This is a genomic window from Pelagimonas phthalicica (genome assembly GCF_004364805.1).
In the GTDB taxonomy this organism is placed as follows: Bacteria; Pseudomonadota; Alphaproteobacteria; order Rhodobacterales; family Rhodobacteraceae; genus Pelagimonas; species Pelagimonas phthalicica.
In genome coordinates, this window is the sequence record NZ_SOAP01000001.1 from 831,419 (window position 1) to 844,401 (window position 12,983).

Annotated in this window: 15 protein-coding genes; 7 read left to right on the forward strand and 8 right to left on the reverse strand. The window is 58.0% G+C overall.

All coding sequences use genetic code 11. The features are described from left to right. Positions 1-6: 6 nt before the first annotated feature. The 3 genes from sdhD to CLV87_RS23800 form a co-directional block, all read right to left on the reverse strand. Positions 7-378, reverse strand: coding sequence for a succinate dehydrogenase, hydrophobic membrane anchor protein (gene sdhD, locus CLV87_RS04060; protein ID WP_099243321.1), 372 nt, complete (start codon positions 376-378; stop codon positions 7-9). Positions 379-388: 10 nt separating this feature from the next. Next, the gene (gene sdhC, locus CLV87_RS04065; RefSeq protein ID WP_099243320.1) at positions 389-772 is read right to left on the reverse strand and encodes a succinate dehydrogenase, cytochrome b556 subunit; all 384 of its coding nucleotides are present in this window, start codon (positions 770-772) and stop codon (positions 389-391) included. A gap of 331 nt (positions 773-1,103) precedes the next feature. After that, positions 1,104-1,769: an outer membrane protein gene (locus CLV87_RS23800; protein WP_166652667.1), complete on the reverse strand. Its 666-nt coding sequence runs from the start codon at positions 1,767-1,769 to the stop codon at positions 1,104-1,106. Between the two features lie 267 nt (positions 1,770-2,036). On the opposite strand from CLV87_RS23800, the gene CLV87_RS04075 reads away from it, so the two are divergent. Next, the gene (locus CLV87_RS04075; protein WP_099243319.1) at positions 2,037-3,353 is read left to right on the forward strand and encodes a ferredoxin reductase family protein; all 1,317 of its coding nucleotides are present in this window, start codon (positions 2,037-2,039) and stop codon (positions 3,351-3,353) included. A gap of 465 nt (positions 3,354-3,818) precedes the next feature. On the opposite strand, the gene CLV87_RS04080 is transcribed toward CLV87_RS04075, so the two are convergent. From CLV87_RS04080 to CLV87_RS04095, 4 genes are read right to left on the reverse strand one after another with little or no spacing between them, the layout of a single operon-like run. Then, positions 3,819-4,847, reverse strand: a complete 1,029-nt coding sequence (locus CLV87_RS04080) for a MaoC family dehydratase (protein WP_099243318.1) — start codon at positions 4,845-4,847, stop codon at positions 3,819-3,821. A 31-nt stretch (positions 4,848-4,878) separates the two neighbouring features. Beyond that, on the reverse strand, positions 4,879-5,082 hold the full coding sequence (locus tag CLV87_RS04085) for a DUF1737 domain-containing protein (protein ID WP_099243317.1): 204 nt from the start codon (positions 5,080-5,082) through the stop codon (positions 4,879-4,881). Positions 5,083-5,092: 10 nt separating this feature from the next. Continuing rightward, complete coding sequence (locus CLV87_RS04090; protein WP_099243316.1) at positions 5,093-5,641, reverse strand: NnrU family protein; 549 nt, start codon at positions 5,639-5,641, stop codon at positions 5,093-5,095. A gap of 35 nt (positions 5,642-5,676) precedes the next feature. Continuing rightward, positions 5,677-6,525, reverse strand: a complete 849-nt coding sequence (locus tag CLV87_RS04095; RefSeq protein ID WP_099243315.1) for an HpcH/HpaI aldolase/citrate lyase family protein — start codon at positions 6,523-6,525, stop codon at positions 5,677-5,679. Positions 6,526-6,871: 346 nt separating this feature from the next. On the opposite strand from CLV87_RS04095, the gene CLV87_RS04100 reads away from it, so the two are divergent. After that, positions 6,872-7,165 (forward strand): hypothetical protein, encoded by a 294-nt coding sequence (locus CLV87_RS04100; RefSeq protein ID WP_099244792.1) that lies wholly within the window; start codon positions 6,872-6,874, stop codon positions 7,163-7,165. A 111-nt stretch (positions 7,166-7,276) separates the two neighbouring features. Here CLV87_RS04100 and CLV87_RS04105 read toward each other — a convergent pair whose 3' ends face one another. Next, the gene (locus CLV87_RS04105; protein WP_099243314.1) at positions 7,277-8,032 is read right to left on the reverse strand and encodes a sulfite exporter TauE/SafE family protein; all 756 of its coding nucleotides are present in this window, start codon (positions 8,030-8,032) and stop codon (positions 7,277-7,279) included. 170 nt (positions 8,033-8,202) lie between these two features. On the opposite strand from CLV87_RS04105, the gene mdh reads away from it, so the two are divergent. From mdh to CLV87_RS04130, 5 genes are all read left to right on the forward strand, one after another. Beyond that, entirely contained in the window at positions 8,203-9,165 is a 963-nt protein-coding gene (gene mdh / locus CLV87_RS04110) for a malate dehydrogenase (protein WP_099243313.1), read from the forward strand. Between the two features lie 344 nt (positions 9,166-9,509). Beyond that, entirely contained in the window at positions 9,510-10,703 is a 1,194-nt protein-coding gene (sucC, locus tag CLV87_RS04115; protein ID WP_099243312.1) for an ADP-forming succinate--CoA ligase subunit beta, read from the forward strand. After that, positions 10,703-11,260 carry a hypothetical protein gene (locus CLV87_RS04120; RefSeq protein ID WP_133840683.1) on the forward strand — a complete coding sequence of 186 codons (558 nt, stop codon included), beginning with the start codon at positions 10,703-10,705 and terminating at the stop codon, positions 11,258-11,260. The genes sucC and CLV87_RS04120 overlap by 1 nt, the downstream gene beginning before the upstream one ends. Before the next feature lie 77 nt (positions 11,261-11,337). Further along, complete coding sequence (gene sucD, locus CLV87_RS04125; protein ID WP_099243310.1) at positions 11,338-12,219, forward strand: succinate--CoA ligase subunit alpha; 882 nt, start codon at positions 11,338-11,340, stop codon at positions 12,217-12,219. A 4-nt stretch (positions 12,220-12,223) separates the two neighbouring features. After that, on the forward strand, positions 12,224-12,979 hold the full coding sequence (locus tag CLV87_RS04130; RefSeq protein WP_099243309.1) for a hypothetical protein: 756 nt from the start codon (positions 12,224-12,226) through the stop codon (positions 12,977-12,979). The last annotated feature ends 4 nt before the right edge of the window (positions 12,980-12,983 follow it).

Consider the following 12,983-nt stretch of genomic DNA (forward strand, 5'->3'; position numbering starts at 1 on the left):
TGTCCTTCAAAGCGCGATCTTGGCCAGGGCGAACAGCCCGGCACCCATCAGCGTGTAGCTGAGGCAGATCGTGACCATGATTGCAGCCTTGCGCGCGGAACCGCGCATGTAATCCTCGATCATCATTTGAGCCCCGCGGCGGAAATGCTGCAGGCCAACCACCAGAACCAGAGCGGTCAGGATGGCCGGGAACGGGCGCGAAAAGGTCGCGAGGACCTCTTCATGCGTACCACCCAGAGCGGAGCCAAAGTAGAAAACGAAGGTTGGGATCAGCAATGCCAGGCCCACGGAAGAGACCTGCATATACCAGTGATGTTCAGTGCCCGAATGCGCGGACCCTTTGCCAACGGCGCGCTTGCGATCAGTCAGATAACCCATGACAGCCCCCTTAGACGACGACGATGGTGAAGATGGTCAGCAAAACCGAGGCGATCACGATGACCCAGCCCAGGGTTTCTGCTGTCGGAATATCGAGCCCTTTGCCCGCATCAAAATAGAGATGACGCAGACCGGCCAGGTAGTGGTACCAGATGGCCCAGGTCGAGCCGAGGAAGATCAGATCGCCAAACCAGGAGGTCACGATCCCATCAACGATGGCGAAATATTCCGGAGAAGTGGCCGCAGCGAGCAGCCACCAGACCCCAAGGATCACAGCAACGATCAAAGCGTTGCCTGTCACACGGGTGAGGATGGAGGTGACCGAGGTCAACTGCGGGCGATAAATTTGCAAATGCGGCGAAAGCGGGCGATTGCCCCGGTTCACGTCGGCCATGATGATGTCCTTTTCTTTCCCTTGCCTTCTGTTCTACTGACTTTTTCTCGCCTGTCACGTGCATGACAGGCCCTCAGGCGCGGTTTTTTGGCGCAATTGGCCGGTTTTTGTTAATTTGTGATCACTGACAAATGCAGTGTGATCACAAATTCAGCGCCAACAGTGCCGCGATGCAGAAAGGTGAATTCTGAGCTATTCTATCAGGTAAAGACTCGGATTCGCGGCACGCCTGCGGGGTCGGGTTTGCCAGAGGAATGGACGCTTATCCCCTATGACATGCCAAAAGGCGCAACGTGATCACGCTGCGCCCCAGGTGCCTTTGATCGGGAAATCAGAAGGAGAATTTGACCCCGAACGTGGTTTTGGACAGGTCCAGAGTGTTGGGATTTTCGCGCCCGGTGCCACCGGCCACTTCGGCGATGCCGTCAAACTCAATCCCGTCGACCTTGGTGTATTCGGCAAAGAGCGCGATCTGGTCGTCGATCTTATAGGTGCCGCCAACCCCATAGGAATACCCGGTTTCCGAGAAGTTGCGATCCCGCTTGGGCGGGGCAAAGGTATAGGCGTTGCGGGCCTCGAAATCGACCTGGGTGACACCGGCATGGGCATAGGCGGCGAATTTCTCGGTGATGTCGAAACCACCGATCAGACGCGCGCCATAGCTGGCCTCAAGTTCAATATCGGTGACGAGGACGCCGTTGATATTGCGGGTTTCGCCATTTTCGAAGTTGTAAAAGACTTCGGCCCCCCAAAAGAAATCGGACTGGCCGAAATGCTGCTCATAGCCAAGTGCTGCGCCAAAGGAGAAATCGGTTTCCGAGACAAAGGAGGTGCCGCCGACATCGGGAACTGGCAGGACAGTGCCTGCGGTGTCGCGTTCGATGGAATGATCCAAGGTGGTGCCGCTGAGCGAGCCGGAGAAGTAAAAGCCATCCGCGTAGGCCGCAGAAGACAATGTCGCAGCCGCCAAAGCCGCGAGGGAGAGATGTTTTAACATGTGTGTTTCCTGAGTAGTGCGAGAAGGTTCGCTGGGCCTATTCATGACCCGCTCGGGAATGGGGTTCAAAACAACTCGCGTGGCGGCTTTGTGCGCGGTTGTGAAGACGTTGCGCGAGAATAGGGGTTTGTGCGACGGCGGCTCATTTCCTGTCAAATACAAGTGAGATTTGCGTGAAAAACCCGCAACTTGGGGCGCACGAGCTAAGCCGGGTTCACGCCTGCCGCGCAGAATGCGATAAGGGCGCGCGCACAGGAAGGAAGACCCATGGCCCCACTCGGCATTCTGATCATCGTAGCAACCACGATTTTCCCGGCATTTCAGTTGTGGGCCCTGCCCAATGTCAGCGATCAAGTGGCGCTGTTTTCGCAATATCTGGGATTGGCGGCGCTGATCCTGATGGCCTGGGGGCAAATTTTGGCGACGCGGTTGCCGGGGATTGAGACGGTGTTTGGCGGGTTGGATCGGGTCTATGTGCTGCATAAATGGGCCGGGATCGTCGCCATGGCCGCGATCCTGCTGCATGACACGATCGACGCCGAGATGCGTGATGGCGGGCGCGACACCTTTCTGAGTGAGTTGGCAGAGACCTTGGGCGAGATGAGCCTGTATGGTCTGTTGATCCTCGTGGTGATCTCGGTCGCGACCTTTGTGCCGTATCACCTGTGGAAATGGACGCATAAGGCCATGGGGGCGCTGTTTGCTGCTGGTGTGTTCCACTTTGTCTTTATCATGAAGCCCTTTGCCATGGGCGATCCGGCGGGGCTCTATACGGGTACGTTTTGTGGCGCGGGGGTGCTGGCCTATCTTTGGACGCTGCTGCCGGAAACCCTGCGCCCGTCCAAAGGGTATAAGATCAGCGGGTTGGACAAGAGCGGTGGAGCTTTGGTTGTGTCGATGGTGCCCAAGGGCAAGGGGATCACCCCGGCGGCGGGGCAATTTGGTGTGCTGAGTTTTGGGGCGGCGGGCAAGTCCGAGCCGCACCCGTTCAGCTTTTCCAGCATTGACCCGGATGGGGCGCTGCGGGTGACGATCAAGGCGCTGGGGGATTTCACCACCGGGTTGGAGCGCGACCTGGCTGTTGGGCAGGATCTGCGCATTCAGGGGCCGTTTGGGCGGTTTCGGCTGGGCGAGAAGGCCCGCGAGGTTTGGATCGCTGGAGGCATCGGGATCACGCCATTTCTGGCAGGAGCGCAGGCGCTGAGGGCAGAGGGAAGCGTGGTCGACCTGTTCTACTGCATCCGCAGCCGCGACGCCGCCCCGCATCTGGCGGAGTTGCAGGCAATGGCAGAGGCCAAGCCCAATCTGCGCCTGCATCTGATGGTCTCGAGCGAGGGGCAACGGGTTTCGGCAGACAAGATCGCAGAGATGGTCGGAGAAGATCTGGCCAAGGCAAGGGTGGCCTTTTGTGGCCCCGTCGCGCTGCGCGAGGCTCTGAGAACCGGTTTGGCCCGCTATGGGGTGTCAGCGCGGCAGTTTCATTATGAAGAGTTCGAATTCCGCACGGGGATCGGGCTGCAACGCCTGGCCGCCTGGGTACTGCGACGCGGCCTGGAAGTGTCGCGTCAGGCGCGGGGGAGTTAGCCACCTGGAACTGTAATCCGCAACATAGACAATTAGTTACCACACAGGTTCGCGCCCGGCACCGAGGGTGGGCGCGTCAAACCTTGGCAGCTGAGTGGAGGGATTAGGTAACAGTGCATCTTGTTGAAACGTTGATATGAATTCGCGCCCGCCGCTTTGCCGAAGCCAAACCTTTGGTTTGACGGGCGGGGTCATACGGAAAGCATGCCTCTGGCATGAGCGCGAACCGGATCGCAAGCGATCCGGGAACATTTTCTCTATGACGAGGATTTCGGCTCCACGTGACTAGAGTCTAAAAGACCCGAACCACGGTTCAAGCCCGCCCCGGCCATGCCTGGGGCGGGCGTTTAGAGCGCGTTCAGTTCAATTGAATAAACTCAGCAGAGCGAACGCGTTGTGCCCTACAAACGCTGCCTCGCCCTGCTGAGTGAATGCTTGAATCCGATCAAACTGAACACGCTGTAATTACATCGGCATAAGCGCCCAGTAGTCGAGGTCGAGCAGGACGTCTTTGTTGTATTTGCCGTCTTCGCCGCGCAGTTGGAACGGTTCGCCGCCCTTGGTGGCGACCAGGCGCAGGCGGATGGCACCGACGCCGGGGGCGGAGGTTTCGGCTTTGTCGAGCACTTCGGACCAGGCTTTGATGGTCAGGCCGGAGAAACACGGATTGGCATGGGCCCCGCCATTCAAGCCGACAATCATCTGCGCGTTAGCGAGTCCGTTAAAGGACAGCGCCCGCGCCATGGAGATGACATGGCCGCCATAGATCAGACGGCCTTCGGGGCGGAAGGTCAGGTCGAAATGCACCTTGGCGGTGTTCTGCCAGAGGCGGGTGGCCATCATGTGCTCGGCCTCTTCAACGGTCACGCCATCCACATGGTCGATGGTCTCGCCAACCTCGTAATCGCCCCAGCGATGCGGCTCGCCGGCGAGGGTGAAATCGTAATTGGAGAAATCGAGGCCTTCGGGGATGACCAGATCAGAGGGGGCGAGCACTTTCTTGAGCTCGGGCACCACGGTTTCCGGCGCGGGGGCGTCGATGTCGCGTTTGCGCACCATGACCCAGCGCACGTAATCCATCACGGTTTCACCCATCTGGTTGATGCCGCGGGTGCGCACCCAGACAACACCGGTCTTGCCATTGGAGTTCTGTTTCAGTCCGATTACTTCGGAGAGGGAACGCAGGGTGTCGCCGGGAAAGACTGGCTTGAGCCAGCGGCCTTCGGCATAGCCAAGATTGGCCACAGCGTTCAGCGACACATCCGGGACGGTTTTGCCAAACACCACATGAAAGGCGGCGAGATCGTCGAGAGGGCTGCCCTCGAGCCCACAATCACGGGCAAATTCGTCAGAGGAATAAAGCGCATGGCGGGCGGGATAGAGCGCGTGATACAGCGCGCGCTCGCCCTCGCCCACCGTCCGGGGCACCGCATGGGCAATGACCTGCCCGATATGATAATCTTCGAAAAAGCGACCCGGATTGGTTTTGGCCATGGCTTTCAGGTTCCCTTGTTTGGTCGGCGCGCTAATGCTCGCCCAGTTTGGTGTCGGGCGTGTAGGTGCCCTCGGCGTCTTTGACGACGGCCTGACCACAGCGCATGACACCATTGGCGGCGTCAAAGGCATAGGTCGGGTCGCCATGCAATTCCCATCCCTTGTTCAGGGCTTCGGTGACTTTGTGGCAAAAGGCCGATGTGTCATCGGCGCTGAGAAAACGATAGAGTTTCATGTCAGATCCCTCATCCAAAGGCTGCTGGGCCAAGAAGGCCGTGGATATAGCCGATTACCGCCAAAAGGATGACGGACGCGGCCAGGAACATGCCGTCTTTGGCGATGCTGCCCTTGGCGGGCGGTGTCCAATCCGGCTCGGAGCGGTTGATCACGACCATGGTCACAAGCGACCAGATCAGCAAGCCGCCAAACAGGATAAAGGATTCGGTATCGCCATTGACCAGCAGATGCGCGGCGGCCCAGATGGCAAAGCCGGTCAGCATCGGATGACGCATCTTGTAGAACAGCGCGCCCTTGGACGGGCCTGGGCTGGTGAAATAGAGCGCGAAGATCATCAGCAGATTGTTGATGCCCACCGTGGCGGGGTGGCGCCCCCAGAAGAAGGTGCCATCGGCCATGCGGTAGCCCAGCACCATAAGGATGATCGCGCCGAACAGGGCCAGGGCAACCATGCCCTTGGCCTTTTGATCGCCCAGTGCGGCGCGTTGTTCTGGCAAAACGCGCTTGAAAAGATGCGCCCCCCACCAAATGGCGAGGCCGAGACATAGTAGAAGCATGGTTATCCCTCATGTTAACCCGCTTCACACCTATCTCATTCAGCCAGAGCGGCAATAGCCTCGGCCTTGGCCAAGGTCTTTTTCGCGGTTTCGACATGCAAGTTTTCAACAATCTTGCCGTCAACCACTGCCACACCACCGCCTGCGGCGATGGTTTCCTCAAAGGCGGTGATCTGACGCTGGGCGAGATCGATTTCGACTGCTGAAGGCGCAAAGGCGTCGTTCGCCACATCAACCTGCGCCGGGTGGATCAGGGTTTTGCCATCCATGCCCATGTCGCGGCCCTGGTCACATTCGGCCTTGAGACCCTCCGTGTCTTTAAAGGCGTTATAGACGCCATCAACGATGATACAGCCAGTGGCCTTGGCGGCCAGCAGGCACAGGCCAAGGCCCGGCATCATGGGCAGGCGGTCAGGACGAAAGCGGGAATTGAGCTCTTTGGCGAGGTCATTGGTGCCCATGACCATGCCCGCCATTTTGGGATGCGCGCCGATTTCAGCGGCGTTCAACATGCCGCGCGGCGTTTCCATCATCGACCAGATCGGTTTGTCGCAGAGCTTGGCCAGCTCATCCAGTTGCGCTGCGCTTTCGACCTTGGGCAAGAGAACCGCGTCACACTCCATCTCGTTCACCGCGCGGGCATCATCCGCGCCCCATTCGGTGTCGAGCCCATTGATGCGCACGATACGGGTACGGTTGCCATAGCTTTGAGTCAGAGCGGTTTTGAGCGTCTCGCGCGCAGCGATTTTTTCGCCCGGCGCAACGGCGTCTTCGAGGTCAAAGATGATCGCATCAATCGGCAAGGTCCGGGCCTTTTCCAAGGCGCGTTCCTTGGACCCTGGGATATAAAGAACGGAACGATAAGGGCGGGCTTGCATATCCATTAGACTCTCTCCTGACATCGGGTGAGTAATTTTCTTGCGCGCAGATGGCCCGTTTTGGCGGAAAAGTTCAAGGGAAAATGTGCCGCAGCGCAGAAAATAGGCAAAATAACCCTACGCAAGCGCGGCATTTGCGTTGGATTTGACGCAACGCACGCCCTGTTAACCTTTTTGAAGTCGCTGAGACCGAAAGTTGTTACATGCCGGAAAACACGGCATCGGCGGCGTCGCAACAGACCCGCACCTTGAATGAGGGGACTTCATCCGGTTCTGGGCAACGCCAAAGATGCGCCTGCCCAAAGCCAAGCCGAAAGGTGACACTATGACGGAGAAATTCGCAAAAGTAGCCATGCTGAGCGCAGGTCTGGTTCTGGGCGCAGCGACATTGGTAGAAGCTCAGGGCGCGCAAAACTGTGCCCCACGTGAAAAAGTTGTCGAACGCCTGGCCGTGAAATATGGCGAAACCCGCCAAAGCATGGGTCTGGGCAGCAATAATGCAGTCATGGAAGTGTTCGCATCGCTGGATAGCGGTTCCTGGACCATCACAGTGACCATGGCAAACGGTGTGACCTGCCTCGTGGCAAGCGGCCAAGCCTTTGAAGAGCTGGCAGAAGCATTGCCACCCGAAGGTGACCCGGCTTAAGGCCCCAGATGTTTTGTGGTTTTCGGGGCGCGGCGCTGCGTCTGCCCCCCATCACTCCAGATCCCATCTGCGTTATGTGCTGGCCCGGATTATCCCGGGGCACCGCGTCGATCAGGTCAGGGCATCCCAGACCAGCTTGGCCCCGGTCAATGTCAGGGCCACATAGGTGATCCCGAAAAAGATCCGATCAGACACAAAATGATGCGCCCGGATCCCGATCCATGTGCCCAGAAGGGCCGCCGGGATCAGGAACAGATCCATCAAGAGCGTGTCGCGCGTGAAAATTCCCATTCCGGCGTAAAAGCCGGATTTGAAGAAATTGACCGCCCAGAACACCAGAACCGTGGTTGCCTGATAGGTCAGCTTGTTCAGCCCCTGCCCCAGTAGAAACACCGCCGCTGCGGGCCCGCCCGCATGGCTGACAAAGCTGGTAAACCCCAGGACAAGCCCGGATAAAAGCCCCGTTTTGGGGCCAAATTGCGCCTGACCCAGGCGGATCAGCCCAAATTTCTGCGCGCCCTGCCAAGCGACGAAGGTCAATGCCACCAGGCCGATCATCAGTCGAATCATGTCCGGATCCGCGAGCGCAAAGAAATACGCCCCCAAAAGCGTGCCAGGAACAGCCCCGGCCAGCAGGACCCGCGCCGCGCCCCAATCCCATTTGCGCCAATAGGCCGGAAGGCTGGCCACGTCGATCAGCATCAAAAGCGGCAGCATCAGCCCGATGGCCACGGCCGGTTCCAAAACCAGCGCAAGAATCGACGCGCTGGCAAAGGCCACACCCGAGCCAAACCCGCCCTTGGATATGCCCGCAAAGACAACTGCCGGTATTGTGACGGCAAAAACCGACAAGCTGAACAGCTCCACGCCTATCTCCCTAAACTCGCGCGTTTACATGGCTTTATCGCGAAATTGTTCGCGTTAACAGCCCTCAAAACCGCCCCCCGCGCGCACACGCCGCAACGCAGCACCCTTGCGCGAAGCGGCGTAAAGGCTTACGCACTCGGCAAAATTCACCAAGGACTGGAGATTTTTCCATGGCACGACCCAAGATTGCCCTTATCGGCGCAGGTCAGATCGGTGGCACCCTTGCCCACCTCGCGGCAATGAAAGAACTGGGCGACGTTGTCCTGTTCGACATCGCCGAAGGCACACCTGAAGGCAAAGCATTGGACATCGCCGAATCCGGCCCGTCCGAAGGTTTTGACGCCAAGCTGAAGGGCACTCAGGATTACGCCGATATCGCAGGCGCAGATGTCTGCATCGTCACCGCCGGTGTTCCGCGCAAACCGGGCATGAGCCGCGACGACCTACTGGGCATCAACCTGAAGGTCATGAAATCCGTTGGCGAAGGCATCCGCGACAACTGCCCCGACGCGTTTGTTATCTGCATCACCAACCCGCTGGACGCCATGGTTTGGGCGCTGCGCGAATTCTCGGGCCTGCCCCATGCCAAAGTTTGCGGCATGGCCGGTGTTCTGGACAGCGCGCGCTTCCGCCACTTCCTGGCCGAAGAGTTCGACGTGTCGATGAAAGACGTCACCGCATTCGTTCTGGGCGGCCACGGCGACACCATGGTGCCGTCGGTGCGTTACTCGACCGTTGCCGGTGTGCCTCTGCCTGACCTGATCGACATGGGCTGGACCACCCAAGAGAAAATGGACGCGATCGTTCAGCGCACCCGTGACGGTGGCGCAGAAATCGTTGGCCTGCTGAAAACCGGCTCCGCCTTCTACGCGCCTGCAACTTCGGCGATTGAAATGGCCGAAGCCTATTTGAAAGACCAAAAGCGCGTTCTGCCTTGCGCCGCCTATTGCGACGGCGACCTTGGCGTGTCCGACATGTATGTTGGCGTGCCAACCGTGATCGGTGCCGGCGGTGTCGAGAAGATCATGAACATCAAGCTCAACAAAGAAGAGCAAGAGATGTTCGACACCTCGGTCAACGCGGTCAAAGGTCTGGTCGACGCGTGCAAAGGCATCGACCCGTCGCTGGCCTAAGCCACGGCTAGACAGATTACGAAAGGGTCCGGTTCGCCGGGCCCTTTTGCTTTGGAAGACGCGAGGCCGGGCATGAGGTCGCTGGAAACTGTCGCGCCTTTTACTCAAAGGCGACAGACACGTTTCGCTTCCCTCCCGCATAGCGGTCATAAACAAGTTAATTTTATTTGATTCCCCGCTCAGCGCTAACATTTATTTTACTTGTGATCACACCCACAAAAAGTGTGATCACAAATGTCGAAAACTTGCGCAAAATCACCCCATGCGGCAAAATTTCGTTTAACCTCTGCTGCTAGAGAGGCCTAAACCAGTCTAAATCGCAGCAAAACGGGGGACATATTCCCATGAACATCCACGAGTATCAGGCCAAGGCGCTTTTGCGCAGCTACGGGGCTCCGGTCTCGGACGGCCGCGTCGTTCTGAAAGCAGAGGACGCGAAAACTGCCGCGGGCGAGCTGGACGGTCCTCTTTGGGTTGTCAAAGCGCAGATCCACGCAGGTGGTCGCGGCAAAGGCACCTTTGAAGAAGAAGATGCAGGCGAAAAGGGCGGTGTGCGCCTGGCCAAGTCGGTTGAAGAAGCCGCCGAAGAAGCCAAAAAGATGCTGGGCCGCACCCTGGTCACGCATCAGACCGGCCCGGCAGGCAAGCAGGTCAACCGCATCTATATCGAAGACGGTTCTGACATCGAACGCGAGCTGTACCTGGCCCTGCTGGTCGATCGCGTCTCGTCCCGCGTGTCTTTCGTCTGCTCGACCGAGGGTGGCATGGACATCGAAGAGGTTGCCGCCGCAACCCCGGAAAAGATCCTGAGCTTCTCTGTTGATCCGGCCACCGGCTATCAGGCTTTCCACGGCCGCCGCGTTGCCTTTGCCCTGGGCCTGGAAGGCGCGCAGGTCAAGGAATGCGTCAAGCTGATGGGCATTCTCTACAAAGCCTTCATGGAAAAAGACATGGAGCAGCTGGAAATCAACCCGCTGATCGTCATGCCCGGCGGCAAGCTCAAGGTGCTGGACGCCAAGGTTGGCTTTGACGGCAACGCCGTGTATCGCCACCCCGACGTGGCCGAGCTGCGCGACGAGACCGAAGAAGACCCCAAAGAGCTGGAAGCGTCGAAATACGACCTGAACTACATCGCTCTGGACGGTGAAATCGGCTGCATGGTGAACGGCGCGGGCCTGGCCATGGCGACCATGGACATCATCAAGCTCTACGGTGCTGAGCCTGCCAACTTCCTCGACGTGGGCGGCGGCGCAACCAAAGAGAAAGTGACCGAAGCGTTTAAGATCATCACCTCGGACGACAATGTCAAAGGCATCCTGGTCAACATCTTTGGCGGCATCATGCGTTGTGATGTGATCGCCGAGGGCGTTGTGGCCGCGGTGAAAGAGGTTGGCCTGCAGGTTCCGCTGGTCGTGCGTCTGGAAGGCACCAATGTGGATGAGGGCAAAGCCATCATCAACAATTCCGGCCTGAACGTCATCGCCGCCGACAACCTGTCGGACGGGGCTGAGAAGATCGTTAAGGCGGTTAAGGGCTGATGCAACGCGCTCTTCTCAGTACAGTGTTTAGCACGTTTTTGCTCTGCTTTGGCGGCTATGCCTTAGCAGACGAAACCTATTCTTTGCACAAATCTGAGCTAGAGAAAGCGTTCAGCATCTGCATGGCCTGGGAAGGTGATGAAAAGCAAACAATTGCGAAATTGAGCGCTCTGGGTTTCACCGAGACCTCGGATATCACCATTAAAAATGATCATGTCTTTGAAGCAACGCACTGGCTGACCTCACCGAACGGTGCAGCGACTGTCGAGATCTTTTACGGGCAAATGGCTCCACACTGCAGGGTCTCATCGAATACAGTGGGTGCATCGGACGTCGTGAGTATCATTCGCCAACATCTTGAAACCAATCACGCTGGTCTATTCCGAGAGCGTGAAATTGGAACTCGAGTGTTTGGCGAAGAGCTAATCTGCCCGAGCTTCATCGAAAAAGACGAAAGCCATCCCTTGCCCTTTGAGATCTTTGTCTTTCCGCCAGAGGACGCTTCTAAATGCGATGACAGCCTAGGTGCTGAAATCGTTGCGGACCGCTTGGTATGACGGGTCTTTGAAACAAAACGAAATCCTCGCGGGCCTGCGCTTGGCCCGCACATGAACCGATCAAGGAGTAAGCCAAAATGGCAATCCTCGTAGACGAAAACACCAAAGTGATCTGTCAGGGCCTGACCGGCTCGCAGGGCACATTCCACACTGAACAGGCGCAGGCCTATGGCACCAAGATGGTTGGTGGCGTGACGCCGGGCAAAGGCGGTCAGTCCCATCTGGGTCTGCCGGTCTTTGACAGCGTTCACGAAGCCAAGGCCGCGACCGAAGCCAACGCTTCGGTGATCTATGTGCCCCCACCCTTCGCCGCGGACTCGATCCTTGAGGCGATTGACGCCGAGATGGAGCTGATTGTCTGCATCACCGAAGGCATCCCGGTGCTGGACATGATGAAGGTCAAGCGCGCGCTGGAAGACAGCTCTAGCCGTCTGATCGGCCCGAACTGCCCCGGCATCATCACGCCTGACGCCTGCAAAATCGGCATCATGCCCGGCCATATCCACAAGCGTGGCTCGGTCGGCGTTGTGTCCCGCTCCGGTACTCTGACCTACGAAGCGGTGAAGCAGACTGCTGACATTGGTCTCGGTCAGTCCACCGCTGTGGGCATCGGCGGCGACCCGATCAAAGGCACCGAGCACCTGGAAGTGCTGGACATGTTCCTGAGCGACGAAGAAACCCAGTCGATCATCATGATCGGTGAGATCGGTGGTTCTGCCGAAGAAGAAGCCGCTGAATTCCTGGCGAATGAGCGCAAGAAAGGCCGTTGGAAGCCGACAGCTGGCTTTATCGCAGGCCGCACAGCGCCTCCGGGCCGCCGCATGGGCCACGCGGGTGCGATTGTTGCCGGTGGCAAAGGTGGTGCCGAAGACAAAATCGCCGCGATGCAAGAGGCCGGGATCGTCGTCGCCGACAGCCCCGCCACCTTGGGCGAAGCCGTGCTGAAGGCGATCGGCTAAAAACATGTGGGCCCGTCTGGCATATGTGCTGAGGGCAGCGACCGGCCGCGGGGGGGCGAGAAGCGCCCGCCCGAGGGGGCGGTCGGTCGCTGCCCGGCGGTGCCGCCGGGCGGGCCATTTTACTGTCGCATTGGTCTCTTTGTTAATTGTACCATTCAAGGTCGTCGATGCGCAGTCAACTTCTCCACACCCCTATTCTGACGTCCTGACCTATTGCGCATCGCCCTCCGCTGATTTTGAAAACGCGGTTGCAGGTTTGAATGATGCTGGCTGGACATCTATCCCCCAGGGTCGCTCTGATGAAATTGCTAAAATTATTGGTGATGGAAACATTCAAAGTTACAAAATTGCGACTTCTGCAGAGCAGTTAAAACGGCATCGAACAACTGCGCGTTTGATGTTAGCGAAGTACGTCAAAACAAAGAACTCGACCTATTTCCAGTCGAGCACGTTCGCGTCACCGGATAACAACAGCACTTTTGTAAACCTGTACTATCAAGTTAAGGCCGACAGGCTCTTTTGTCGCGCAGCAAGCACACGCACAGATATTCCCAGCGACCTAAACGTTGACAAACATCTTTACATGAACGGCCTTCGCAGAATCGACACCAATGATGAAATCTTGGTTGTCAGTAAGAAAACGAACTCCATTGGCAGCTCGAGCAGGCTCGTTGAGCTCAATGCCGGGGAGTTGAATAAACATCTGAACGAAGCTTTGCTAGCAACTTCGTCACTCACCGTCGTCCGAAAAAGGCAGTAGCGCA

Excerpts from the sequence above, each read along its gene's own strand:
- sdhD (WP_099243321.1), bottom strand. The coding sequence starts at position 378 with ATGGGTTATCTGACTGATCGCAAGCGCGCCGTTGGCAAAGGGTCCGCG.
- sdhC (WP_099243320.1), bottom strand. The coding sequence starts at position 772 with ATGGCCGACGTGAACCGGGGCAATCGCCCGCTTTCGCCGCATTTGCAA.
- CLV87_RS23800 (WP_166652667.1), bottom strand. The coding sequence starts at position 1,769 with ATGTTAAAACATCTCTCCCTCGCGGCTTTGGCGGCTGCGACATTGTCT.
- CLV87_RS04075 (WP_099243319.1), top strand. The coding sequence starts at position 2,037 with ATGGCCCCACTCGGCATTCTGATCATCGTAGCAACCACGATTTTCCCG.
- CLV87_RS04080 (WP_099243318.1), bottom strand. The coding sequence starts at position 4,847 with ATGGCCAAAACCAATCCGGGTCGCTTTTTCGAAGATTATCATATCGGG.
- CLV87_RS04085 (WP_099243317.1), bottom strand. The coding sequence starts at position 5,082 with ATGAAACTCTATCGTTTTCTCAGCGCCGATGACACATCGGCCTTTTGC.
- CLV87_RS04090 (WP_099243316.1), bottom strand. The coding sequence starts at position 5,641 with ATGCTTCTACTATGTCTCGGCCTCGCCATTTGGTGGGGGGCGCATCTT.
- CLV87_RS04095 (WP_099243315.1), bottom strand. The coding sequence starts at position 6,525 with ATGGATATGCAAGCCCGCCCTTATCGTTCCGTTCTTTATATCCCAGGG.
- CLV87_RS04100 (WP_099244792.1), top strand. The coding sequence starts at position 6,872 with ATGCTGAGCGCAGGTCTGGTTCTGGGCGCAGCGACATTGGTAGAAGCT.
- mdh (WP_099243313.1), top strand. The coding sequence starts at position 8,203 with ATGGCACGACCCAAGATTGCCCTTATCGGCGCAGGTCAGATCGGTGGC.
- sucC (WP_099243312.1), top strand. The coding sequence starts at position 9,510 with ATGAACATCCACGAGTATCAGGCCAAGGCGCTTTTGCGCAGCTACGGG.
- CLV87_RS04120 (WP_133840683.1), top strand. The coding sequence starts at position 10,703 with ATGCAACGCGCTCTTCTCAGTACAGTGTTTAGCACGTTTTTGCTCTGC.
- sucD (WP_099243310.1), top strand. The coding sequence starts at position 11,338 with ATGGCAATCCTCGTAGACGAAAACACCAAAGTGATCTGTCAGGGCCTG.
- CLV87_RS04130 (WP_099243309.1), top strand. The coding sequence starts at position 12,224 with ATGTGGGCCCGTCTGGCATATGTGCTGAGGGCAGCGACCGGCCGCGGG.